At 72.0% G+C, this 24,351-nt stretch carries 20 protein-coding genes and 1 tRNA gene; 12 read left to right on the top strand and 9 right to left on the bottom strand.

The window, feature by feature from the left end; translation table 11 throughout:
• The first annotated feature begins 185 nt into the window (after positions 1 to 185).
• Together BZB76_RS11090 and BZB76_RS11095 are read left to right on the top strand one after the other, a co-directional pair.
• Complete coding sequence (locus BZB76_RS11090) at positions 186 to 623, top strand: LytR/AlgR family response regulator transcription factor (RefSeq protein ID WP_246006877.1); 438 nt, start codon at positions 186 to 188, stop codon at positions 621 to 623.
• 31 nt (positions 624 to 654) lie between these two features.
• Positions 655 to 2,238 (top strand): outer membrane protein assembly factor BamB family protein, encoded by a 1,584-nt coding sequence (locus tag BZB76_RS11095; RefSeq protein ID WP_121434175.1) that lies wholly within the window; start codon positions 655 to 657, stop codon positions 2,236 to 2,238.
• 188 nt (positions 2,239 to 2,426) lie between these two features.
• On the opposite strand, the gene BZB76_RS11100 is transcribed toward BZB76_RS11095, so the two are convergent.
• Positions 2,427 to 3,728 carry a phosphodiester glycosidase family protein gene (locus BZB76_RS11100; RefSeq protein ID WP_211342940.1) on the bottom strand — a complete coding sequence of 434 codons (1,302 nt, stop codon included), beginning with the start codon at positions 3,726 to 3,728 and terminating at the stop codon, positions 2,427 to 2,429.
• Positions 3,729 to 3,820: 92 nt separating this feature from the next.
• Positions 3,821 to 4,291 carry a DUF5954 family protein gene (locus BZB76_RS34715; protein WP_337959749.1) on the bottom strand — a complete coding sequence of 157 codons (471 nt, stop codon included), beginning with the start codon at positions 4,289 to 4,291 and terminating at the stop codon, positions 3,821 to 3,823.
• A gap of 269 nt (positions 4,292 to 4,560) precedes the next feature.
• On the opposite strand from BZB76_RS34715, the gene pqqA reads away from it, so the two are divergent.
• Genes pqqA through pqqE form a run of 5 tightly spaced genes read left to right on the top strand, consistent with a single transcriptional unit; the run spans position 4,561 to position 7,716 of the window.
• On the top strand, positions 4,561 to 4,683 hold the full coding sequence (pqqA, locus tag BZB76_RS34720) for a pyrroloquinoline quinone precursor peptide PqqA (protein ID WP_170180582.1): 123 nt from the start codon (positions 4,561 to 4,563) through the stop codon (positions 4,681 to 4,683).
• Positions 4,684 to 4,693: 10 nt separating this feature from the next.
• The gene (gene pqqB, locus BZB76_RS11120; protein WP_121434179.1) at positions 4,694 to 5,593 is read left to right on the top strand and encodes a pyrroloquinoline quinone biosynthesis protein PqqB; all 900 of its coding nucleotides are present in this window, start codon (positions 4,694 to 4,696) and stop codon (positions 5,591 to 5,593) included.
• Positions 5,590 to 6,336 (top strand): pyrroloquinoline-quinone synthase PqqC, encoded by a 747-nt coding sequence (gene pqqC / locus BZB76_RS11125; RefSeq protein WP_121434180.1) that lies wholly within the window; start codon positions 5,590 to 5,592, stop codon positions 6,334 to 6,336. The genes pqqB and pqqC overlap by 4 nt, the downstream gene beginning before the upstream one ends.
• Positions 6,326 to 6,592, top strand: a complete 267-nt coding sequence (pqqD, locus tag BZB76_RS11130) for a pyrroloquinoline quinone biosynthesis peptide chaperone PqqD (RefSeq protein ID WP_121434181.1) — start codon at positions 6,326 to 6,328, stop codon at positions 6,590 to 6,592. The genes pqqC and pqqD overlap by 11 nt, the downstream gene beginning before the upstream one ends.
• A complete protein-coding gene (pqqE, locus tag BZB76_RS11135) occupies positions 6,589 to 7,716 on the top strand; it encodes a pyrroloquinoline quinone biosynthesis protein PqqE (protein ID WP_121434182.1) in 1,128 nt (375 codons plus the stop codon). The genes pqqD and pqqE overlap by 4 nt, the downstream gene beginning before the upstream one ends.
• Positions 7,717 to 7,892: 176 nt before the next feature.
• Here the strand turns inward: pqqE and BZB76_RS11145 are convergent, their stop codons facing one another.
• From BZB76_RS11145 to BZB76_RS11155, 3 genes are all read right to left on the bottom strand, one after another.
• Complete coding sequence (locus tag BZB76_RS11145; protein ID WP_147449405.1) at positions 7,893 to 8,594, bottom strand: spherulation-specific family 4 protein; 702 nt, start codon at positions 8,592 to 8,594, stop codon at positions 7,893 to 7,895.
• Positions 8,595 to 8,833: 239 nt separating this feature from the next.
• The gene (locus BZB76_RS11150; RefSeq protein ID WP_170180583.1) at positions 8,834 to 9,454 is read right to left on the bottom strand and encodes a LuxR C-terminal-related transcriptional regulator; all 621 of its coding nucleotides are present in this window, start codon (positions 9,452 to 9,454) and stop codon (positions 8,834 to 8,836) included.
• Between the two features lie 653 nt (positions 9,455 to 10,107).
• Positions 10,108 to 10,180 (bottom strand) — tRNA-Leu (locus tag BZB76_RS11155).
• A 430-nt stretch (positions 10,181 to 10,610) separates the two neighbouring features.
• Here BZB76_RS11155 and BZB76_RS11160 point away from each other — a divergent pair.
• On the top strand, positions 10,611 to 13,190 hold the full coding sequence (locus tag BZB76_RS11160; protein WP_121434185.1) for an AfsR/SARP family transcriptional regulator: 2,580 nt from the start codon (positions 10,611 to 10,613) through the stop codon (positions 13,188 to 13,190).
• Between the two features lie 176 nt (positions 13,191 to 13,366).
• On the opposite strand, the gene BZB76_RS11165 is transcribed toward BZB76_RS11160, so the two are convergent.
• Positions 13,367 to 13,783: a cold-shock protein gene (locus BZB76_RS11165; protein ID WP_121434186.1), complete on the bottom strand. Its 417-nt coding sequence runs from the start codon at positions 13,781 to 13,783 to the stop codon at positions 13,367 to 13,369.
• A 311-nt stretch (positions 13,784 to 14,094) separates the two neighbouring features.
• Between BZB76_RS11165 and BZB76_RS11170 the strand changes: the two genes are divergently transcribed.
• The 4 genes from BZB76_RS11170 (at position 14,095) to BZB76_RS11185 (ending at position 17,814) form a co-directional block, all read left to right on the top strand.
• A complete protein-coding gene (locus BZB76_RS11170) occupies positions 14,095 to 14,688 on the top strand; it encodes a lytic polysaccharide monooxygenase auxiliary activity family 9 protein (protein ID WP_121434187.1) in 594 nt (197 codons plus the stop codon).
• A 229-nt stretch (positions 14,689 to 14,917) separates the two neighbouring features.
• Entirely contained in the window at positions 14,918 to 15,487 is a 570-nt protein-coding gene (locus tag BZB76_RS11175; RefSeq protein WP_121434188.1) for a TerD family protein, read from the top strand.
• Positions 15,488 to 15,494: 7 nt separating this feature from the next.
• Positions 15,495 to 17,132 (top strand): TerD family protein, encoded by a 1,638-nt coding sequence (locus tag BZB76_RS11180; protein ID WP_121434189.1) that lies wholly within the window; start codon positions 15,495 to 15,497, stop codon positions 17,130 to 17,132.
• A gap of 22 nt (positions 17,133 to 17,154) precedes the next feature.
• A complete protein-coding gene (locus tag BZB76_RS11185) occupies positions 17,155 to 17,814 on the top strand; it encodes a maleylpyruvate isomerase N-terminal domain-containing protein (RefSeq protein ID WP_121434643.1) in 660 nt (219 codons plus the stop codon).
• Between the two features lie 65 nt (positions 17,815 to 17,879).
• Here the strand turns inward: BZB76_RS11185 and BZB76_RS11190 are convergent, their stop codons facing one another.
• The 3 genes from BZB76_RS11190 to BZB76_RS11200 all read right to left on the bottom strand — a co-directional run bounded on the left by BZB76_RS11190 (position 17,880) and on the right by BZB76_RS11200 (position 24,335).
• Positions 17,880 to 19,502: a carboxylesterase/lipase family protein gene (locus BZB76_RS11190; protein WP_121434190.1), complete on the bottom strand. Its 1,623-nt coding sequence runs from the start codon at positions 19,500 to 19,502 to the stop codon at positions 17,880 to 17,882.
• Positions 19,503 to 19,651: 149 nt separating this feature from the next.
• Positions 19,652 to 21,313: an amidohydrolase gene (locus BZB76_RS11195; protein WP_121434191.1), complete on the bottom strand. Its 1,662-nt coding sequence runs from the start codon at positions 21,311 to 21,313 to the stop codon at positions 19,652 to 19,654.
• A gap of 1 nt (position 21,314) precedes the next feature.
• Positions 21,315 to 24,335, bottom strand: coding sequence for an aminotransferase class III-fold pyridoxal phosphate-dependent enzyme (locus BZB76_RS11200; protein ID WP_121434192.1), 3,021 nt, complete (start codon positions 24,333 to 24,335; stop codon positions 21,315 to 21,317).
• Positions 24,336 to 24,351: the final 16 nt, after the last annotated feature.

A 24,351-nucleotide genomic window follows, 5' to 3' on the forward strand; every position in this document is an offset into this window, starting at 1 on the left:
AACGCCATCGGCCACGCCGATTCCATGAGCGCATGCGAGCCACAGCGGTTCATTCTCGTGCGGTCCCATTCCAGGACCGAACGCCACCCGATGGCCGAGAACTCCAGGGTCGCCCGACGCCGCGTAACCGATCGTCGCCGCAGAGAAGGAAACCGTCCCGCTCGACCGAGGATGAAGAGCGTCTCGTGGTCGTGGTCGTCGTCAAGGCCGCCGACGCCGACGAACTCATCCCGGTCGGGCTGGGACGGGCCGTCCATTTCATCCGGCGGTCGGATGTGCGTTACGCCGAGGCCCACGGCGACTACGCCCGCCTGTACACCCAGGGCGGCAGCCACCTCGTGCGGGTCTCGCTGGCGGCACTGGAGGAGGCGTGGCGGGACGCCGGGTTCGTTCGCATCCACCGATCCCACCTGGTCTCGCTCGCGCACATCGATGAGATGGTCGTCGAGTCGGGGCGGTGCACGCTCCGGGTCGGCGGCACCCGGCTGACCGTCAGCCGGCGCAACACCGGCGCGCTCCGCGACCGGCTGCTCAGGGGAGTCCTGCCGGGGGCCTCCCGGAGCGCCCGGGGTTCTCGCGGCGCCCGCAATCCCCGCGGCTCCAGGAACGCCCGAAGTTCCTGAGGCCTCCAGCTCCCGAAGGGAACACCCCAACATGCGTGCCAAGAGACGGGCGACCGCCCTGGTCGCCGCCGCCTGCCTGATGGTGGGCGGAGCCGTCGCCTCCGGACCGGCCGCGTCCGGAGCGTCCCCCGCCACCGACTGGCCGACCTGGACCAAGGACCATGTCGGCTCCCGCTTCGCCGCGGAGGAAAGCCAGATCACGCCGGAGAACGTCGGCGGCCTCAAGGTCAAATGGGCCTTCGGGTTCTCGCGCCAGGCGGGCGCCCCGCACAGCCAGCCCGCCGTCGTCGGCGACACCGTCTACTTCGGCGGCCCGGACGGCATCTACCGCGCCGCCGACGCCAAGACCGGCAGGGTCAAGTGGCAGTTCAACCTGAACACGGTCGGCACCGGCTTCACCCAGGTCCGCGACGGCGCCTCCGTCGCCGAGGGCAAGGTCTTCTTCGGTGACACCCGCGGCTACCTGTACGCCGTGAACCAGGCCAACGGACAGCTGGTGTGGGCGGAACGGATCGACGACTACCCCAGCGCCACCGTCACCAGCTCGCCGATCGTGTTCGAGGGACGCGTCTACGTCGGCGTGTCCAGCGGCGAGAACCTCCTCGGCAAGGACCACCCCTGCTGCAAGTTCCGTGGCCACGTCGACGCCCGCGACATCAACACCGGCAAGCTCGACTGGCGCTTCTACACCATGCCCGAGCCGAAGCAGGACGGCACCTGGCCGAACGGCGTGCCGCGCTACGGCCCGGCCGGCGGCGGCGTGTGGAGTTCCCCGGCCATCGACCCGGTCACCAAGACGCTCTACGTCGGCACCGGGCAGAACTACAGCGGAAGCGGCGGGCACTTCGACTCCGTCCTCGCGCTGAACACCGCCACCGGTGAACCCCGCTGGACGCGCAAGATGACCGACGTCGACACCTGGCGCCGGGAATGCACCAGCCCGTCCCCCGAGGACCAGCAGTACTGCCCGAACCTGAAGGACGGCACGGCGCTCGACTTCGACCTCGGCGCCACCCCGAACATCTTCACCGCGGGCGGGAAGCGTCTCATCGGCATCGGCCAGAAGGTCGGCGTCTACCACGTCCTGGACGCGTCCACCGGAGAGATCGTCTGGCAGCGCCAGCTCTCCGAGCCCATGCCGGGCGGCGGACTGAGCGGCATCCAGTGGGGCACCAGCTACGACGGCGAGCGCCTCTACGTGGCGACCTACATGGGGAACCCGGGCACGCTCTACGCCATCGACCCCGCCAACGGCCACATCATCTGGAAGACGCCCAACCCGGAGGACGGCTGCAAGACCGGCGGCGCGGCCCAGTACCCGAACGTCTGCCGGCTCGGCCACTCACCGGCCGTGACGACCTCACCCGGGCTCGTCTGGCTGGGCAGCATGGACGGCAAGTTCCGCGCGTACTCGTCCGAAACCGGCAAGGTCCTGTGGGCGTTCGACACCATCGCCGACTTCCCGACCGTCAACGGCGGTCCGGGACGCGGCGGTGCCATCGCCGGAGGCGGCGGCGCCGTCGTCGCCAACGGGATGGTCTACGTCCTCACCGGTGACACGTTCACCCGGTACCCGACCGACAAGGGCCAGGTCATGCTCGCCTTCGGGCACTGAGTTCGCGATCTGGTCGGGGAGGCTCGCCTTCGGCCTCGCCTCCCCGACCAGGTAACGCGATCACGCGACGGCTGGGGACGCCGAAGTACAGGCCCCAGCCACCCGTTGGCTCGGCCGTGAGTCTCGGGCGGCCGAAAAGCGCGGGCGGGAGCGGTGTCCTCGACACCCTCCCGCCCGCGCCTCTTTGCTCAGTCGTCGACGAAGACGCCGATGCCGTTGGCCACGGCGCGTTCGCTGCCGTCCGAGGGCTCGTTGCGGATGACGGCCTTCCCCTTGGTTCGGGTGACGAACGTGGAGGAGCCGCCGCCGTCCAGGTTCACGGCGCCGTCCGCGCCCGCCTTGTCCATGAGGGACGCCAGTTCCGCGACGGTCAGGCCCGCGCTGCGCTTGGACCGGCCGTCCACCACGACGAGGTAGAGGTGGCGTCCGTCGCGGCTCACACCGGCGGCGGTCCGCGGGGCCGGGCCCTTCGGGTCCAGGTCCTTCAGCGGCTCGCCGTCCCGCAGGATCGGGAAGCCGCCGACGGCGAAGCGGAACCGGGTCGAGCCGGTGAGACCGTAGGAGACCTTCACACGGTCGCCGGGACGCAGCGCGCGCAGCGCGTCCGCCCCCTTCTCCCGCCCGACCAGCACGGTCGTGTCGTCGGGGATGGCGCCCGCACCCACCGTGCCGGACACCTTCGTCACCACGCCCTTCCGGACGGTCACCTCGGCGGTGTTCTTGCTGCACGGGTCGCGCCGGGCCTTGTCGGTCCCGCACACCGCCCGCCTGCGGGACACCGAGCCCCACTCGTCGGTGAACGCTCCCACGCTCCCGACCGGCAGCGCGTACTGGTTGAGGCCGCGCAGCGCGAGGTCCACGCGGGAGCCGCGCGTGTCGTCGGAGCGGACGGCGCCGGTGACGCGCAGCCGTCCGAGCCGTCCGCGGCCTTCGGTGTCGACCCCGATGACGTCCTCGGCGGACGTGCCGGGCGGCAGCGACGGACCGAACCGTTGACCCTTCGGCACCGCGCCCTTGAGCGGATCGCCGTCGGCGACCGCCGGCCCGGACGACGCCCCGGTCGGGGCCACCCCGGCATGGGTCTCGCCGGCGTTGAAGAAGTCGCCGTTCACACCGGCGATCGCGCGTTGCGCGTTGGCCATCGCCGTGATCCGCCGCCGCGCCGCGACGTCCGGCGGACGCAGCAGGTCGACGCTGACGCCCCGGGCCCGCAGGTCCACGTCCAGCAGGTCGCCGATCACGGCGCCGCCGGTCCCGGTCGTCTCGAACGTCCGGTACACCACGCCCGTCGCGAGCCGGCTCGTCGACGTGAACCGCAGCTTCCCGACCGTTCTGGACGGCGCCAGCAGCGCCGTTCTGGCGTCCGGTCGTTCGCCCGATCCGGCTCCGTCCGCGTCCGGCGGGGCCGGGACGTCCGGATGCGCCGGGACGGCCTGCGTCCCCGCCACCATTCCCGCCGTGACGAGGACGACCACGAGTCTTCGCGACATCAGTACCACCTTCCTCACTGATCCCGCTCGCCTTGATCATGACGGGTCGGGCGGTGATAGGGAAGGCGGGTGGCAGAACCGGCCTGGCGGGATCATGCCTCGGCGGCTCCGGTGAGGCCGTGGTGTTCCTCGTCGCAGGGGCGGAGGCCTTCGGGGCCGTCCCGGCCGAGCCGCATCATCCGGGACACGCGGACGGTGCGGAACTCGCGTCCCCGCACGAGGATCCGATGCCCGGACGACACCTTGATCTCCTTGGAGAGGGCCGTCCACTCGGCGAGCGCCCCGGGCCCCGCGGGATCGCCCTGGAACTCGCGCAGCCGGGGCAGTGAACCGGTGAAGTGCCGGGCCGGCCGTTCGCGGGCGTCGCCCGGGTCGTCCCCGCCGGTGATCGGCGACCAGGAGTCGCCGTCGACCTCGACCACGACGAACGTCGGCGGGAGCGGCACGACCCCGGGATGGGTGCGGATCGCGTGGCGTGCCTCGGCGCGCACCTGGTCCGGGACGGTCCCCGGCGCCGGCATGTGGCCGACCAGCGAACTTTCCCCATAACCGGCGGCCCGTATTGCCCCGCATTAATCGGAATTGTGGGGAATGGAATTTCGGTGCGTACGGGAGCGCGCCCTCCCCAGCCCGGTCTCGCCGGGCCGTGCCGTGTCCGGCACAGCCGGTTGTCCCGGTCCGCGAATCTGGCACGGAGTTCATGGACCCTGGCACGGATGGCCCTGGAAGCGTGTTTTGGAGCGCCGTACGGTCAAGGAGAACGGGCTCGGAAAGCGCTTCCCGTAGTCGAAGGCGATCTCCGGGCTCAGCCAAGAGGAAGGAGCACCCCGCTATGGCCGGCTATGCCACGGACGCGGACCGGACCGACGAACGCGCGGACCGCTGGGTCACGCCCGACTACCAGATCGTGGAGACCTCGCTGGAGGTCACGGCCTACTTCACATCTGAGGGCTGACCCGTCCGCGATGCGGATGCTGATACTCGGCACCGCGGCGGGTGGCGGCGTGCCTCAATGGAACTGTGCCTGCGCCGAGTGCGCCGCCGCCCGCTCCGAGCCCTCCCTCCGCAGACGACACGCCTCCCTCGCCGTCGAGTCCGGGCCGGGACGCTGGTACGTGATCAACGCGACGCCCGACATCGGCGAGCAGATCGAGGAGTGCCCGCCCCTGCACCCGGGACCCGCCCGGCGTGCCACCCCGGTCGCCGGGGTGATCCTCACCGACGCCGAACTCGACCACACCCTCGGCATCCCGCGGCTGCGTGAGGCCTCGGGCCTGGAGATCGTCGCGACCGGCACGGTACGCGCCGCGCTGTCCGACGGGCTCCGCCTCGACCGGGTGCTGGCCCCCTACTCCGGCCTGTCCTGGACGCCGCTCCCGGAGAAGGAGCCGGCGGCCCTCGACGGCGGGCCGCTGGAAGTCCAGGGCATCCGGGTGTCGGGCAAACGACCCCGTTACGCCGCCGACCTCGACCCCGACGGGGACGCGTGGGTGGTGGCGCTGCGCGTCCGGGACCGGCGGGACGGCAAGGTCCTCGTCTACGCCCCGGCGCTCGCCGACTGGCCGGACGCGCTGGACCGCGCCCTCCAGGACGCCGACTGCGTCTTCGTCGACGGCACGTTCTGGGACGACGACGAACCGCGCCGCTCCGGATTCACCGAGCGCACGTCCACCCAGATGGGCCACCTCCCGATCACGGGACCGAACGGCACCGCCGAACGGCTGGCCGCGCTGCCCGCCGCCCGGCGCCTCTACACGCATCTGAACAACACCAACCCCCTCGTCCACCCCGACCACGCCGGACACCACAAGCTCGCCGAGGCGGGGATCGAGGTCGCCCAGGACGGAGCTCTGATCGAACTGTGAACACGGTGACGGGCACGGGGACGGGGGTGAGCGCCGCCGAGCTGGAGGGGCGGCTCCGGGCGCTGGGGGAGGAGCGGTACCACCACCGCCACCCCTTCAACCTGCGCATGCACGCGGGTGAGCTGAGCAAGGAGGAACTGCGCCGCTGGGTCCTCAACCGGTTCCACTACCAGCGGCACATCCCGGTCAAGGACGCGCTGATCCTGGCCAGGCTCGGAAGTTCGGATCTGCGGCGCTCCTGGATCCGCCGCGTCCACGACCACGACGGCGCCCCGGACGGCGACGGCACCGACGGCGGCATCGAGCGGTGGCTGCGACTCGGCGAGGCCGTCGGGCTCGACCGGGCGCTGCTGCTGTCCGGCAAGGGCGTGCTGCCCGGCGTCCGGCTGGCCGTGGAGGGCTACGTCAACTTCTGCCGGAACGCGTCCATCCTGGAGGCGGTCGCGTCGTCGCTGACCGAGCTGTTCGCGCCCGACCTGATGGCGACGCGGATCGCCGCGTGGGAACAGCACTACCCGTGGGTGGAACGCGAGGGGCTGCGTTACTTCCAGGTGCGCGTCGGCCAGGGCCGCCGCGACTCGGAGGAGGCGCTGCGGCTCGTCCAGGCGTGGGCGCGGACCCCCGAGGACCGGGAACGCGTGCTCGCCGCGTTCGCCTTCAAGTGCGATCTGCTCTGGTCGCTGCTCGACGCGGTCGAGCACGCCGACGGGCAGGGACGAAGGGGGACGTTCGATGCCGTCTGACCCGTCGTGGCGGCCCGCCCTCGACCGGTCCGTCATGCTGCGGTACGACCGTGTCCGCGACGCCGACCTGCTGCTCATGCCGGAGCGCGCGGTACGGCTCAGTGGCACGGGCGGCCGGATCCTGCGCCTGTGCGACGGCAGCCGCACCGTGGCCGACATCGTCACCGAACTCGGCCGGACCTACCCGGACGCGCCGCTCGCGGACGAGGTGCCCGCTTTCCTCGACCGGATCCGCGCGGAGGGCTGGCTGCGATGATCCCCGCACCGTGGGCGCTGCTCGCGGAGGTCACCCACGCGTGCCCGCTGCACTGCCCGTACTGCTCCAACCCGCTGGAACTCGTCCGCAAGAGCGCCGAGCTGACCGCCGCCGACTGGGCCCGGGTCTTCGGGGAGGCCGCCGAACTCGGCGTCGTCCAGGCGCACGTGTCCGGCGGTGAACCGCTGCTGCGGCCCGACCTCGCCGACATCGTGCGGTCCGCGCACCGCGCCGGGATCTACACCCAGCTCGTCACGAGCGGCGTCGGCCTCACCCCCGACCGGCTCGGCGAACTGCTGGACGTCGGGTTGAACAGCGTCCAGCTCTCCCTCCAGGACGCGCGGCGCCCCGGCTCCAACCTCATCGCCGGACGCGCCTCCTACGGGGACAAGGAGCACGCGGCCGCGGTCATCCGGGACGCGGGCCTGCCGTTCGGGCTGAACGTCGTCCTGCACCGCCACAACCTCGACAACCTTCCGGACATCATCGAGGTCGGGGCGCGCTGGGGAGCGGACCGGATCGAGCTGGCCAACACCCAGTTCTACGGCTGGGCGCTGCTGAACCGCGCCGCGCTGCTCCCCACCCGGGACCAGCTCGAGCGCGCCAAGACCACCGTCGCCGAATGGCGCGCCGCCCACGGCCCGAAGCCCGAACTCGTCTGGGTCATGCCGGACTACTACGAGGGCGTCCCGAAGCCGTGCATGGGCGGCTGGGGCGCGCGTTCGATCACGGTCGGTCCGGACGGCACCGCGCTGCCGTGTCCCGCCGCCTACGCCGTTCCGGACCTCGCGGCGCCGAACGTCCGGGACAGGCCGCTCGCCTGGATCTGGGAGGAATCACCGGCGTTCAACGCCTACCGCGGGACCGACTGGATGACCGGGCCGTGCCGGGAGTGCCCGCGCCGCGAGATCGACTTCGGCGGCTGCCGCTGCCAGGCGCACGCGCTGACCGGCGACGCCGCCCGCACCGACCCGGCCTGCGCGCTGTCACCCGACCACGACCTGGTCCGCGCCGCGACGACGGCCGTGGACGAGGACGGACGAACCGCCGACGCGAACTCGTTCGTCTACCGCCGCCCGGGAGGCACTCGGATCTCGCCCAACGGATCGTCGAGGAACCCCTAGTCGAGGAACCCCTGGTCGAGGAACCCCTGGTCGAGGAACCCCTGGTCGAGGAACCCCTGGTCGAGGAACCCCTGGTCGAGGAACCCCTGGTCGAGGAACCCCTGGTCGAGGAACCCCTGGTCGAGGAACCCCTGGTCGAGGAACCCCTGGTCGAGGTGCCGCGATGTTCGCGGCCCTCACCGGTGCGCGTACACCAGGTTCATCTCGCGGGAGAAGTATCCGGGTAGCCCGGACCACGGGTTCACGCCCGCCCGGTCCGTCACGTAGACGACGCCCGCGTTGCGCCGTCCGGCCCGCGCCAGCGCCCGCGCGAGGACGGCCTGCGGCGCGGCGTACACCAGATGGCAGAACCGCTCGGCGGGCATCTGCGTCGCCCACGCGGGAGCGCGCACGTGCTGGTACGCCGACCACGGCCCCTCGAAGGTGACGAGGAGGTCGGCCAGCTCCGCGTACGCGGAGTCGGGATATGTGCCGTGGTTGAACACGATGTGCTCCGCGCCCCGGCGCCGCACGCCCGCGGCGATGCGCTCGTACCGCACCACATGGCCGGGAACGGACGACACCTCGTCGAGGAACACCATCTGGATGCCGTACCACTTCCGGTACCGCGTCACCTCGTCCTCGATCTCGCGGGCCGGACGGGTGCCGTAGGCGGTGTCGACGTACCCGACCAGCCGCACGCCGGCGTCGGCCATGCGCTGCGCGACGGCCGTGAACGCGCGGTCCCGGACGGATCCGACACCGCTGTCGACGTTGAACACGACCGCACCGAGGCGGGGGTCGGCGACGGTCGTCCAGTCCAGCGCCGTCGGGTGGAAGTACGCGGGGACGGCCACCGACGTGACGCGGCCCTTCACCTCACTGGTCATCCTCAGCATGACGCCTCCGCGCACAGGTGAGCGAGTTCCACCGGGCCTCCCCGGACATGATGTCGACGGCGACCGAATTTCCACACCGTTCACATCGCGGGCAGAAAAATAATGGCCCTGGAACGTGGACTACCTGATCATGCGACAGCGCCGCGAGGCGGGTAAAGGTGGCGGCGGACCCATCTTGGTATGGGCAGGGTCCTAGGACTCCCGCCGCCGCGTATGATTGGCCCCCGCCGGAGACGGGGCTACGATCGGTCCGGCTCTTCGCCGGTTGCCGAATTCAATTCCAGCCAGCGTGCGGCGGCGTGTTCCCGGCCGGCCGCGCCCAGGCGCTTGTAGATCTGGTGGGCGTGGTTCTTCACGGTCTTCTCCGTGATGACCAGCCGCCGCGCGATCTCCCGGTTGGTGAGCCCGGCGGCGATCAGCTCCAGGATCTCGACCTCCCGCGCGGTCAGCCCGGGATCGGGACGCGGCCCGCCGCCGTCGTGCACCCAGCGCACGAGCGCGGTCACCGCGGGACGAGACAGCGATGACTCGCCGCGCGCCGCCGCGACCAGCACGTCCGCTAGCGCCTGTGGCTCGAAGTGGCCGTACACGAGACAGCCGTGGGCGCCCGCGGTCACGGCCTGGACGAGGACGAGCGGGTGCTGTTCGGCCGTCACGACCACGATCCGGGTTCCGGACCGTGCCAGCCTCGCGATCCCGTCGGGCGGCGGCGGAGAGGCCTCCAGCAGCACCACGTCGGGCCGGTGCACCCGCACCCCGACGATCGAACGCTCGACGGTTCCGCTGCCCACCACGTCCACCGAGGGGGCCGCGCCCAGCAGGGACCGAAACCCGATACGCGATACGGGATTGTCGCTCACGACCAACACCCGAACCGCTTTCGACCTCGGTCCCGGCACGGTTCCAGATTTCATTGAAAAATCACTCTTCATGCCACTGGCTCGCAATACTGACGCCGCAGTGGATCCAGCGGGCACGCAACCGGCGACGCCTCCGATGCAAACCGACAGCAGAACATGCGTCAAGAATAAAGGACGATCTTGACCGCAGCAGGCCAGCAGGCCGGCGGAACGGCGGTCGGTGTTATCCGCCGCCGCGAAAACCCTTCGACATTCCCTTTGGAGCGCTCCCGGCGGGCACGACGCCGGGCGTCCGGTGACGCGGCGGTCGCGGGCGGACGCCATTTCCGGCAGTTTCGGGGATCGGCCCGTCGGGGCGGGGAGTCGCGGCGCGGTCGACGGTCCGCCGGCGCCGCGGTGGGATTTCGGTGGTCGCGCGGTGGGTCTTCTCGCGGAAGGCGTATCCGGCGCGGGGTCGCCTCGTTATCCTGGGTGACGAGGGCCCGGGGCGGTGCGGGCCGGCCGCGACGCCGGGAGGACGCCACCCGTCCCACCGGCCCCGTCGGCCGACCTTACCCGAACTATTTTCACCTTTGTTGGCCGCGATGAGGGCGCGATCTGATCATTCGATGACGAGTAATGGTCGTCACCGTGAAGTGCGGGGTGCGTTCCTGTGCCTCCGGTCGGATTCGAACCGACACTTCTACTCTTTTAAGGAGTATGCCTCTGCCGTTGGGCTACGGAGGCAGAGAGCGCGGGGAGGGGTGGACGCGGCCGGTGTCGGCCGGTCCGGGCAGGCGCGTGCGGTGATAATCGGTCCGCGTCGGGGTGTGGGATCCGGGCATGCGGGCTTCGCTCCGTCGCCCGCAGACGCGACCCCGTACGGCTTCCGGCCGGATCCGGCCGTGTGTCGGCCGTCGCGAGACGCCGTCCGTTCAAGCCCCCGCCCCCATTCCCCGTGGTGGCCCGCCGTGCCGAAGCCCCGTAATGACGTTTTGTGGTCAAGATGTGACCATTGCGGGACTCGGCTGATCATCCGTAACAACTAGCTTGCCCTGGAACGCGCATAGGTGCCGTATATTTAACGCATACGGCAGATGTCTTCCTCAACGGTGGGACCGGAACCCGAGTGCGGATGTGCAGGCGACCGCTCTGACAGGACCGGTTAGGGGAGCAGATGGAATTCCGCATCCTGGGACCGCTGCACATCGTCGCCGACGGTCGTCCCGTCGACGTTGGCGGACCGCAGCAGCAGGCGGTGCTCGCCGCGCTCCTGCTGGCCGCCAACCAGGTCGTCCCGATCGACCGGCTGGTGGACGCGGTGTGGTGGACCTCGCCGCCGTCCGCCCGCGCCAACGTCCGCGGCTATATCGCGGCGCTGCGCCGGGCGCTGCGCAACGCGGGCGAACCCGCGGACCGGCTGATCACGCGGTCGCCCGGCTACCTGCTCCGCGTCGAGCCCGGCGAGCTGGACCTCGCGCGGTTCGAGGAGCTGTTCGCCCGGGGCGAGCGGGCGTTCCGCGACGGGCGGGTCGAGGAGGCGGCCCGGGACTTCGCCGAAGCGCTGGACTCTTGCCGGGGACGGCCACTTGAGGCCATGTCGCTGGGCGCCCCGCTGCTCGCCGACGTCGAACGGCTGGAGGAGCGCCGGCTCCTGCTCATGGAGCAGTACACCGACGCGTGCCTGCGGCTCGGACGCTCCGACGCGCTGGTCCCCGACCTGCGCCGCCTCACGGCGCGCCATCCGCTCAGGGAGCGGTTGTGGGAACGGCTGATGCTCGTCCTGTACCGGGCGGGCAGGTCCGCCGACGCGCTCGACGCGTACGCGCGGGTCCGCGAACACCTGGCCGACGAACTCGGCATCGACCCCGGCCCCCGGCTGCGGGCCCTGGAACGCCAGATCATCAGCGGCGACCCGATCTTGGACGACACCGTCCAGAGCACCCCGCCCCCGAACACGCCACCGGGCACGGTGCGGCAGCTCCCCATGGACATCGTCGAGTTCACCGGCCGGGAGGAGGAGCTACGGGCCCTGAACCGGCTCGCCGACGACGCGGGCGGGGACGGCGGCACCGCCCTCACGGCCATCGCCATCGAGGGCATGGCCGGGGTCGGCAAGACCCGTCTCGCCGTCCGCGCCGCGCACCAGATCAGCGCCCGCGGCCGTTTCGGCGCGCTCCAGCTCTGGGCCGACCTGCGCGCCATGGACCCCGACCTGCCCGCCGCCGACCCGGCCGAGGTGCTGGGCGGCTTCCTGCGCCAGCTCAACGTGCCCCCGGCGCAGATCCCGGCGGGGGTGGGCGCCATGGCCGCGCTGTACCGCGACCGGCTGCACGGCGAGCGGGCCCTGGTCATCCTCGACGACGCCACCGACGAGGCCCAGGTGGAGCCGCTGCTCCCGGGCGACCCGACGAGCCTGGTGCTCATCACCAGCAGGCGCAGCCTGGCCGGCCTGGACGGCGTCCACCGGTTCCAGTTGGACGGCTTCGCGCCCCGGGAGTCACGTGACCTGATGGGCCGCATCGCCGGCCACGAACGGGTCACGGCCGACGACGCCGCGACCGCGCGGATCGCCGAGCGGTGCGGGCAACTGCCGATGGCCGTGACCATGGCGGCGCGGCGGCTGCAGACCCGTCCCGCGTGGACACCGGCCGAGTTCGACGGCCGGCTGGCCGACGAGGACCGGCTGCCGGGCGAGCTGGAGTTCCGCAACCGGTCCATCAGCGCGTCGTTCGAGCCGTCCTACCGGGCGCTGACCGACGACCAGAAGCGCATGTTCCGGCTGCTCGGCCTGCATCCCGCCGCCGATTTCACGCCGTCGTCCGCCGCCGCGCTGGCCGACCTGCCCCGGGAGCGGGCGGAGCCGTTGCTGGAGGCGCTGCTGGACGAGAACCTCCTCCGGCAGGCGACACCGGGCCGCTACCGGTTGCACCACCTGCTACGCGTGTACGCCCGAAAGAAGGCGCGCGCGGAGGAAGGGGCCGACCTGTGCGACGCGGCGGTCGGGCGCGTGTGCGCCTGGTATCTCGGCGCCGCACGCTCGGCGGACGAGGTGCTGAACCCGCACGGCCGCCGGATCGAGCCGCCCGCAGGGTCGGGCGGAGAGTCCGGCGGCGGCTCGGTCGCCGCGCCCGCCTTCGGCACCCGGTCCCAGGCACTGGCCTGGCTGGACGCCGAGGCGGACCACTTCGCGGCGGTGGTCAAGGCCGCTTCCGGCCACGGCCACCACCCGGTCGTCTGGCGGCTGTCCGCGCTCCTGCTGCCCGTCTTCCGCTTCCGCCGGAGCCGGGACGAGTGGGTCTCGGTCTACCAGACCGGACTCAGGACGGCGCGGCGGCTCGGTGAGTGGCCCGGCATCGCCGCCATGCTCACCGGCCTGGCGTTGGCCTGCTCCGACGCGCGGTGTTTCGGGGAGGCCGCAGGGCATCATCGCGAGGCGCTGCTCGTCCAGCGCAGGCTCGGTGACTTGGAGGGCCAGGCCCGGAGCCTGAACGGGCTCGCCGCCGCCTACCTCGGTGACCGGCAGCCCCGCCGGGCGGTCGAGTGCCTGGCGGAGTCGGCGAGCGTCCTGCGGCGCCTGCGCGACCCGCTCGGCGGCACCGTCGCGGGGGTGGAGGTGAAGGTCGAGGTGGCCGACGGCGGTCATGTCCGCGTGCGCGAGGCCCTCACACGTCCGGGTACCGGCACGATGGCGGTGGCCGCCCGCTCGACCATGGCCGACCGTCCCGCTCCGGAACTGTGGACCTACGGCCACTGACCGGACGCGTCGCCCGCGAGAAGAGCGGCGTTCCGCGCGGGCATTTCCCGGGAGGTCAACGGCGCCCGGCACCGGCATATCTCGGACCGCGGCGAACGGCCGTATTCAGAAAGTCCGCTGCCGATGGGCCGGTTACGACGTGAATCTCCGACTCGTCGGCGAGTGCGGCCGACCGTTCAGTCGTCGATCCAGCCGTGCTTGTGGGCGACCTCCACGAGACTGCGGCGGACCTTGACGATCTGGGCGCCGGTGAGCTCGGGCACCTCCGCCAGCAGCACGTCGACGATCTCCCGGCTGAACTCCGTGCGCGACAGCACGTCGCACAGCATGTCGTCGGGGCCGTCGCCCGCGGGAGAACGGTCGATCGAGGACGCCGCGCCGTTGGACGGCGGGCTCACCGCCCGGACGGCGAACGCCTTGAGACCGCGCTCGCCCTCGGTCACCTCGAACTCGACGGCAGTACCGGGCCCGAAGGCCGCCTTGTCATCGAGAAGCTCATTGGCGTGGACGAAGACATCCTCGCCACCGCCGTCCGGAACGATGAATCCGTAACCACGGACTTCGTCGAACCGGAGAATCCTGCCTGAACGCACCGCAGACCTCCACACAACCAACAAGACAAACGCTGCTTAACACGCTTCGCAGCGCACAGGCTAGCACACGAACATGACCGGTGACGCTCCGTGATCAGCGACGCCGGACGGCTCCACCGAACCGTGCCCGGACCGCCCGTGCCCGCGCTGTGCACAGCGTGCCAGGAACGTGCCGACCGAACGCGTCGGGGTTGACGGCGCGCCACGAAGGCTTCACCTTACTGAAAGGAAAGTTTCCTTTGAGTTGGTTGCCGGGGCCGGCTCACCCTCGCCTCCAGGTACTTCGGTACCTCCCGCCAAGGAGAAGCAGGATGCCAAGAAAGACCAGCCTCGCCGTGGCCGCGGCCGTGACCGTCGGACTCCCGGTGGTGCTCGCCGTGCCCGCGTGGTCGCACGGCTACACCACCTCACCCCCGAGCCGTAGCTACCTGTGCGGCCAGCACAAGGTCACCAACTGCGGCCAGGTCCAGTGGGACCCGGACGGCGTCGAGGGACCGAAGGGCTTCCCGGCGCGCGGCCCGCGCGACGGGACGATCTGCGCCGGCGCCGACAGCCGCTGGTCGCCGCTCGACGACCAGCGCGGCGGCACCGGCTGGCCCGCCACCAAGGTCACGGCCGGACAGTCCTTCAGCGTCTCGTGGCACTTCACCGCCGCGCACTCCACCACGTCCTTCCGCTACTTCCTCACCAAGGACGGCTGGGACAGCACCAAGCCGCTGACCCGCGACTCCCTCGACCTCACGCCGTTCATCGAGCAGGCCTACCGCGGTCGGCAGCCGTCCGACCGGGACGTCCACACCGGGACGCTTCCGCAGCGGCAGGGCCGGCACATCGTGCTCGGCGTCTGGGACATCGCGGACACCGGTAACGCCTTCTACCAGTGCATCGACGTCGACTTCGGCTGACGTCCGAACTCCGGCGCACCGGCTGAGCGGCGCCGCGAACGCTCAGCCGGTGCGCCGGTCCCGAACCGCGCCGAACCCCTTCATCACGCGGGAAAGAGATGACAACGGGGCCGGTCGGCTGCGAGGCTTTGCACGCACCCCGGACATCTCGCCGGTGGCCGGGTGCTGAAGGCCGGCGCGTTCCGGAGCGGGGCGACGCGGCGAAGGGGACGACAAGGAGGCGACGGCTGTGACCGTCTCGATGGTGAAAGGCCAGCGGATCTCGCTGGAGAAGCCCGGTGGCACGCTCAGCATGGTCCGGATGGGGCTGGGCTGGGACGCGGTGAAGAAGAAGGGCTTCTTCGGCTCCCGGCAGCGGGACATCGACCTCGACGCGTCCTGTGTGCTCTTCGCCGACGGGGCCCTCGCCGACGTCGTGTTCTTCGGCAAGCTCGTCAGCGACGACGGCTCGGTCCGGCACACCGGCGACAACCTGACCGGCGCGGGCGACGGCGACGACGAGTCCGTCATCGTCGACCTCCGGCGGCTGCCCGTGCACGTCACCTCCCTGGTGTTCACCGTCAGCTCCTTCAACGGGCAGACCTTCAACGAGGTGGAGAACGCCTTCTGCCGGGTGGTCAACGAGGCCGACGGCGGGGAGATGGCCCGGTACACGCTGACCGGCGGCGGCGCCCACACCGCGATGGTGATGTCCCGGATCTACCGGCACGGCGACGGCTGGAAGATGAACGCGATCGGAGAACCCTGCCACGGCCGCACCTTCCAGGACATGCTGCCGGTGATCGCCAACCACGCCTGAACCGCCGATGGCCGAACTCTCCCGTGGCGCCAACGCGCCGCTGCCCGCCCGGCGGGTGACCGCCACCGTGTCCTGCGCCGTTCCCGTGGACGTCAGTGCCCTGATCGTCGGCCCGGACCTGCGCGTGCGGTCCGACGCCGACCTGGTGTTCTTCAACGCCCCCGAGGCGCCCGGCGTCCGCTGGGCGGACGGCGGGGGACCCCAGCGCGTGGAGCTGGACCTCGACGCGGTCCCCGCCGCCGCGCACGCGGTGCTGATCGCGGTCAGCCTGGCGGGGGCCGGGACGTTCGGTTCCGCGCCGCCACCGCTGCTGCGCCTCACCGGGGACGACGGCGACCCGCCGACCGAGTTCACCGTCGCGGGTCTGCGCGCGGAGAAGGCCATCATCGGGCTGGAGATCTACCGTCGCGCCGACCGGTGGAAGGTCCGCGCCGTCGGGCAGGGCTACGCCGGCGGGCTGGCCGAGCTGGTCGAGGCGCACGGCGTCCAGGTGGACGACCCGGGCGACGAGCCGGACACCCCGAGCGCCCAGGCCGAACCCGGCACGCCGGAGCCCGCCGCGCCCGCGCCACCACCGGGCCCCGCCGGAGCGTCGCCGCCCACCCCGCCGCAGGCGCCCGACTCCGAGGTCGGCTATCTCGAACGGTGCTGGCTGGTCTGGGAGGACGCGAGCCGTTCGCTCGCGTCGTTCCGCGCGTCCACCGAGCACGCGCTCAACCTCCGCAACGAGGAGATCGCCGGGCGGGCGCCGCGCGGCCGCTTCGACCAGCTCATGGCCGCGGCCGACGCGCGGCTGCGGGCCGACGCCGACCAGCTCCGCGACGAGCTGGCCCGCGTGGAACCACGCGTCACCGCCGAGGTGGCGCCGTTCGACGCGCCGTCCTGGCTCACCTGGCAGCCGGGCGCCGAACCCGCCGAAGGGCTGCTGGCGGGACGGCTGTCCACCGCCGAACTGCCCGACCTGCGGATCCCGCTCGTGCTGCGGCTGCCGTGGCGGCGCGGCGTGTGGATCGCACCGGGCGCGATGCCCGGCGACGCGGCCGCCTACGCCTGGTCGCTCGTCACCCGGTTCCTGGCCGCCGTCCCACCCGGGCTCGCCGGTCTGGAGGTGATCGACACGTCGGGACTGTCTGGCGCGGGCTGGCTGCGGGAGTTCGACCCGGTCACCAGCGTCCGGTTGCTCGGCGGCGGGGTGGCCTCCGGGCCCGCGGCGACCGAACGGCTGCGACGGCTGCTCGACCTCGTCGACCTGCGCCGCATCGGCGGCCCCGACGACGAGGCGGCCAACGGCCCGGCGGACGGCCCGCCGGTGCGGCTGGTGGTGATCCTCGACGCGGGCGCCGCGCTCGACGGCGAGGAGGCGCACCAGATCCTGCGGCTGGTGGAGGACGGGCCGCTCGTCGGCGTCCCGGTGCTGCTGGTCGAGACCGACACGCCCGCCACCGACTCGGTACGGACGATACGGGTCCGGCAGTCCTGCAACAGCCTCCCCTCCAGCGAGGGCACCATCGGCGACTCGTGGGTGGGAACGGACTGGACGCTCACCCCGGACGTCCTCCCCGACGCCGCGGACACCACCAAGCCGCCCGCACTGTTCGCCCACGTCCTCGGCGTCCACGCCCGCGCCCTCGCCTCCTACGATTAACCGGGCGCGTTACCGTGCGGTGGTGGATCATTTTTCGTGTTCGTGGTCGGCGCTGCGCGCGGCGGTCGGTGACCTTGGCGACGCGGACATGGCGCGGCCGTCGGGCTGTGCCGGGTGGCTCGTCCGCGACCTGGTCTGTCATCTCGTCATCGACGCCCAGGACGTCCTGATCACGCTGGTCACGCCCGCCGACACCGAACCGACCGCGGACGCGGTCACCTACTGGGACCTTGTCGAACCCCCGACCGGCGACGACCCGCTGGACGCCCTGATCCCGCGGCTGGCCGCCGCGTACGGGGAGGCGGAGCTGCTCAAGTTCCATCTGGACGATGTCGGGTCCGCCGCCGGGCGCGCCGCCGAACTCGCCGACCCGGACGCGCGCGTCAGCACCCAGGAGAAGGTGTTGACCGTCGGCGACTACCTGTCCGCGTATGTCATGGAGTGGACGCTGCACCACCTCGACCTGGTCGCGCATCTGCCCGCCGGGCGGGTCGTCGGGCCGCCCGCCGAGACCCTCGCGGTCGCGCGCGCCATGCTGGAGCGGATCGCCGGGGCGCCGTTCCCCGCGTCGTTCTCCGACCGTGACGCGCTGCTGGCCGGGACGGGCCGTCGCGCCCCGACCGATGTCGAACTGGCCGAACTCGGTGAACTGGCCGCGAGGCTCCCGCTCGTGCTCGGCTGAGCGAAGGACTTCGCCGGACGCCCCCGCATTGGAGCGCGCGGGAGCGTCCGGCGAATCGGGGAGGGTCAGTCGGCGAACGGTGCGTGCTTGTTCCAGAACTTGCAGTGGTGCGGGCCGGAGATCTCGCTGGTCATCCGGCTGGCGCCGGCGGGCAGCAGCGACATCTGCGCCTCCTTCTGGGAGGTGAACCGCGTCCAGCGTGGGGTGCCTTCGACGTTGGGGTCACCGGTGCGGGCGAAACCCGTCCACTGCGCGGTCAGTTGAGCCTGCATGGCCTTCTGGTTGGGGTCCAGCGGGGGCTGGTTGGGGAACGTGCCGTGGTACAGGTAGCTGAACTCGCCGACGTGGAACGCGCCGGTCGGCCGTGTGGCGTCGATGAACGGCAGCGGCGGCGCGTGCGTGTCGTCAAAGCGGTAGGCGTACACCGGGACGTGCTTGGACAGCCGCCGGTCGTTCAGCAGCGCCGGGCACACGGACGTGGAGTCGGCGAGGATGGTCCGGGACGTGATGTACACGGCGGGGTCCGGGTACTCCGACAGCGGGTAGCGCTTCAGTACCTTCTGCGCGATGTTCCCGTACTGGCTCTGGATCAGGGCCTGGAACTGCTGGGGGGTGTCGGCGGGACGGATCTGCGTCTCGTCCCTCGCCACGCCGTGGATGACGGGGACCTTGTTGAAGTCCCCGCTGTCGAACGCCTTGCCGGGCGACTTGGTCAGGGTCTTGCCGTCGACGATGGGCGCGAGCGTGCCGCTGTCGGGTCCGAGACCGTCGCCCGCCTTGTCCAGCAGCGTCTGCACCGGCACCTGGCGCAGGCACGCGGCGACGTCCGCGGCGCCACCGCAGCCGACCGCCGTGGCGAAGCGCGCACCGGCCTGCTGCGCCTGCTGCTGGGTGGGCAGCTTGGCCGCGCAGTCCTGCGCCTGCCAGGTGGCGTGGACGCCGCGCAGCGAGTTGTACTCGCCGCTCTCGATGATGCCCTTGTGGAACAACCCGCTGGCGGTGGGGGACGCCATGTTCGCGCAGACGCTCGACCCACCGGCGGACGGCCCGAAGATGGTGACGTTGCCGGGGTCGCCGCCGAACTTGCCGATGTTGCGCTTCACCCAGCCGAGCGCGGCCTGCTGGTCCTCGATGCCGTAGTTCCCGGCGTTCGCGCCGAGGGACGCGTGCGACAGGAAGCCGATGATGCCGAGCCGGTACCGCACCTCGACCTGGATGACCTTTCCGGCGGTGGCGAGCCGGGTGCCGTTGGACGGGACCCCGAGCCGGAACCCGCCGCCGTGCAACTGCACCATCACGGGCAACGGACCGTTCCCGGCGTTCTCCGGGACGCGGACGTCCAGCTTCAGGCAGTCCTCGTTGGTGGAGCCGGGCCGGAAGTCGCCGGGCTGCGGGCAGGCGCTGCCGCTCTCGGTCGCCTGCAACGTCGAGGTCCAGCCGGGGTGCGGTGCCGGGGCCTCCCAGCGCAGGTTCCCGACGGGCGACGCGGCGTAGGGGATGCCGAGCCAGTTCTTGATGCCGTCACCGTCGAGGCCGCAGACCGGTCCGCTGTCGGTCTGCACGACGGTGCCGTCGGAGCAGTCGGGCGGGGCGGCCGCCGGTGCCGCCGTCGCCGTATGCGCGGCCGTCAGTCCGGCCGCCGCGATGATGATGGACGCCGCCACCTTCAATGTCGTTTTCAGGGTCATGCTGGGTCTCATTCGGGGGTCCTCCGGTCGAGGCCGTGTGAAAACCTGGCTGCCCTGATCCTCGCACCGTCGTTCGATTCGGCGCCCTATCTGACATGTCTCTGTCGCATATCGAGTTGTTCGCGTCAGGGCCCCGGAGCCCTTGCGTTTCAGGCGGTGTGCACGACCCGCCCGCCCACGACGGTGAGGGTCGGTGTAAGCCGCTGCAACGCCTCGTCGTCGGCCGCGAGAAGGTCGCCGTCGAGAACGACGAGGTCGGCGAGGCTGCCCGGAGAAATGGTGCCCTTGCGGTCCTCGGCGTTCTCCAGAAATGCGCCCGCGGTGGTCCACAGTCGAATTGCCTGTTCGCGGGAAAGGCGCAGGTCGGATGGCACATCGGAGAACGGGCCCGGCGCGGCGCCCGCGAACGTGGCGATGCCGCGCAGCCAGTCGGGAGGGGTGATCGGTGCGTCGGAGCTGTCGGCGACGTGCACGCCCGCGGCGAGCAGCGCGCCCGCCGGGAACGCGCGGGCCCACCGGTCGGCGCCGATCGCCCGGGTCATGGACGCGCCGCTGTACGACTTCATCAGCGAACTGGTGATCACGCTGATGTCGTGTTCGGCGAGCAGCGCGTAGGAGTCCTCCGACAGGAGCGTGCCGTGGATGAGGGCGTGCCGCGCGTCCGGCCACGGGTCGGCCTTGAGCGCGCGGACGATGCCGTCGGCCGCCGCGTCCGCCGCCCGGTCCCCGGTGACGTGCACCTGCACCTGGAGCCGGTTGCGGTGCGCCAGCTCGATCATCCGCAGGAGTTCCTCGTAGCGGGCCTCGTCGTCGTCGCCCGCGGTGATGAGGTGGCCGTGGTCGCCGGACGACGGGTACGGGTCGTGCAGCCACGCCGTGCACTGGGTCGGGACGCCGTCCGCGAACAGTTTGGCGCCGCCGATCCGGAGCCAGTCGTCGCCGAGCCCCGTGGACAGCCCGGCGAAGCCGAGCGCGGTCTCCAGCCGCTCCGACGTGCTCGCGGGGGAGGGCCAGTCCCAGTGCAGCAGCGCGTTCACCCGGACCGTCATCCGGCCGTCCCGGCGCAGCGTCGTGTAGTCGCGCAGCAGCTCCGGCCACACGATCGGGTCGGTGACGCTGGTGATGCCGACCGCGTTGAGCCTGCGCATCGCCGACTCGATCGCGGCGAGCCGCTCCCGCTCGGTGTAGTCCGGGACGTACTGGGTGATGAGTCCCTTCGCGCCTTCGAGGAAGAGGCCGGTGGGCTCCCCGGACGCGTCGCGGACGATCCGTCCGCCCGCCGGGTCCGGGGTGTCGCGGGTGACGCCCGCGATCCGCAGCGCGGCCGTGTTGACCAGCACCGAATGCCGGGACGCGTGGTGCAGGACGGTGGGCCGGTCCGCGGTGACCGCGTCGATGAGGGAGCGGTGCGGGCCGGGGACGTCGGCGTCGAACTCGGGGATGTTCGCCTCCCGCCAGCCCTCCCCGATCAGCCATTCGCTGCCGCCGGGCCCGGCCGGCCCGTCGGCGAGCGCGTCGTTCAGCGCCCGCACCGAGTCGACGCCGTTGAGGTCGACGGAGAACCCGGCCAGCCCGAACATCGCGAGGTGCAGGTGCGCGTCGTTGATGCCGGGCAGTACCGTCCGCCCGGCGAGGTCGACCACCTCGGTGGACGGGCCCGCCAGCGCCCGGATCCGCTCGTCGTCGCCGACCGCCGTGATCCGGTCACCGTTGATCGCGACCGCGCTCGCGACCGTGAACCCGGCGTCGACGGTGACGACCGAACCGCCCGTCAGCACCATGTCCGGGTGTCCAGCGGTGTGTTCAGCCATGTCACCAGCCCGTCGTGAGGATGTCGTCGAGTGTGTCGGTGAAGTCGTCGGCGTCCGCCCGCGTGAACGTGAGCGGCGGCTTGAGCTTGAGGATGTTCCAGTACGGGCCCGTCGGATACACCAGGACGCCCTGGTCCTTGAGCCGCTCGCAGATGATCAGCGTCTCGTCGGAGGCGGGCTCCTTGGTGTCGCGGTCCAGGACGAACTCGACGCCGCTGTAGAAGCCCTGGCCGCGGACGTCGCCGACCAGTTCGTGCCGTTCGCCGAGCCCGGCCAGCCGGTCCCGCAAGTACTGGCCGACGACCAGCGCGTTGTGCTGGAGGCCCTCGTCGTCGACGATGTTCAGCAGTTCGAGGCCGACCGCGCAGGCGACGGGGTTGCCGCCGTAGGTGGAGAAGAACCGCCCGGTCGGGTCGAACGCCCGCGAGATCTCCCGGGTGGTGACGAGCGCCGCGATCGGGAACCCGTTACCCATGGCCTTGCCCATCGTCACGAAGTCGGGGACGACGTCCGGGCCCTGCGTCTGGAAGCCCCAGAACGCCTCGCCGAGCCGTCCGAACCCGACCTGGACCTCGTCGGCGATCGTCAGCACGCCGCGCTCGGCCGCCGCCGCGAAGATCGGCGCGAGATAGCCGGGCGGCAGCACCACCTGCCCGCCGCCCGCCAGCAGCGCCTCGAACAGGTACGCCGCGGGTGGCCGACCCGCTGCGGCCAGCCGGTCGAACTCGTCGATCACGTGCCGGGCGTACTTGGCGCCCGCGTCCGGGTCGTCGTACCCGTACGCGCCGCGGTACCGGTCGGGGACCGGGGTCGGGTGCGTGGTGTCCGGCTTGCCGTAGTGCTTGTACCGGGACGGGCTCACGTCGGACACCACCGAGGTGTAGCCGTGATAGGCGTCGTCGATGATGACCACGTCGTCGCGCTTGGTCAGGTACCGGGACATGCGGAGCGCCAGGTCGTTGGCCTCGCTGCCGGAGTTGACGAAGTAGACGACGTCCAGGCCGTCCGGGAGCGTGGCGGTGAGCCGCTCGGCGTACTCGGTCAGCGAGTCGTACACGAACCTGGTGTTGGTGTTCAGCCTGCCGAGCTGCCGCGCCGCGACGTCGACGAGCCGTGGATGGCTGTGCCCGACCAGGGTCACGTTGTTCAGCGCGTCCAGGTACGAGCGGCCCTGCTCGTCGTAGAACCGGGTGTCGCGGGCGCGGGCCATCGCGATCGGCTGCTCGAAGTACATCGGATGGCTGTCGGGCAGGTGGGCGCGGCGGCCCTGGAGCGACCTGCCGATCACGGGCGTCCACGCGGTGACCGCGTTCTGGGCGCCGAGCAGCGGCGTCGGGTCCGGAAGCAGCCCCTGCCACAGGGCCTGTTCGGAGTCGGTGGCGGCGGCGGGCACGGCCGTCCAGCCGTCGAGCGACGTGACCGCCACCTGGACGCGGACATGCGGCGGCAGGCCCCCACTCGGGGCGATCCGGCCGATGGTCGCTCCCGCCGCGACCTTCTCGCCTTCGGCGGGGGCGCCGCTCAGGCCGGTGTAGAGGGTGCGGAACCGGACGCCCTCGGCGGGCTCGTGCAGCAAGGCGAGGTCGACGCCGGCGATGTTCGCCGCCTCGACCAGGCCGGGCAGCGGTGCGCGGACGGGCGTTCCCGCCCCCGCGAACAGGTCGAGCCCGAGGTGGACGTTGTCCGGCTCGTCCGCGCTGGCGGCCCCGCGGCGGCGGCGCGGCTCCAGGAACCGGGGCTCGCCGTAGCGTCCCACCGCGACGCCGGGACGGCGGCCGATGACGGCGGCTGTCGCGGCCGCGCGCAGCGCGCCGGGTTCGCGGGGATCGACGTCGTCGAAGATCTCGGACGACGCGCCGAGATCGACCGGGGCGAGCGGCCCGTCCACCGGCGGCACCGCGGACGCGGTGTTGGCCGCCAGCCAGGCCGTGACCGCAGGGGCGGCCGGATGCGCGGGCAGCCCGCACGCGTGCCGGACGGCGGCGCGTCCCACCTCGGCCGGGATCGGCGCCAGCGCGCGCACCAGGTCGGCGGCGGCCGCCGACCGGTGCCGGGGATCGCCGTGCCGCCGCTCCGCGTCGAGCCGCGCGGCGGTGACCGCGACCGTCGCGGCCCGCACGGCGACCAGCGGGAAAAGCAGGTCGAGTTCCGCCTCCGTCAGCGGGTGGGCCGCGTGGTAGGCGGCGGCCAGCGTCGCCGCGACGGTCAGCGGGCGGGCGGCCCCGCGCATCACGCTGGACGCCAGCACCGCCAGGTCGGCGATCCGCGCGGTCGGCAGCGCGTCACCGAAGTCGATCACACCGGAGACGCGGCGCCGCCCGCCCTCCCGGTGGACCAGGACGTTGAAGGCGTTGAGGTCGTGATGGACGACCGCCGTCGGCAGTTCGGGCAGCCGCTCGGCCAGCAGCGGCGCGTACCGGTCCCGGATCGTGGTGGCCGCGTCGCGCAGCGCCGGGTCGGTGACGTACCCGAGCGACGCCTCCAGCACGGTGCCCGCGTGCGGGAACTCCCAGTAGTGCGGGGCCGGGGGAGCGGGATGGGAGAACGTCGCCGTGGCCGCGGCCAGCCGTCCGGCCGCCGCGCCGACGTCCGCCAGCAGCTCCGCCGACCGGCTGCCCACCTCGGCGAGCGGGGCACCCGGAACCCAGGTGAGCAGCCGGACGGGGAGTTCGCGTTCCCCGTCCCGCACGGACGTGACGGGCGAGCCCGACACGTCGGCGACGGCGCGGGGCACGACCAGACCCGGGTCCCGTTCGGCGAGATGCGCGAGCAGCGCCGTCTGGAACTCGATCGCCGGGAGATCGGCGGGGTCGCTGACCTTGAGGACGTACTCGGTGCCGGATCCGTCCACGACATGCGTGTTCTGGTCCGTCTCGCCCGCGAGCCGCCTCAGGGACACGGCCTCCAGCCCGTAGCGGTCGCGCAGCACGTCCCGTAGCCGCTCGTCGGAGAGCTCCGGAACACCGGCGGTGATGCGTTCGAAGCGTTCGTCGACGCCCTTGCGCTCGGTCTGGACTGCCATGGGTGAGAGAACCCCC

This window comes from Actinomadura pelletieri DSM 43383 (assembly GCF_003634705.1).
In the GTDB taxonomy this organism is placed as follows: domain Bacteria; phylum Actinomycetota; class Actinomycetes; order Streptosporangiales; family Streptosporangiaceae; genus Spirillospora; species Spirillospora pelletieri.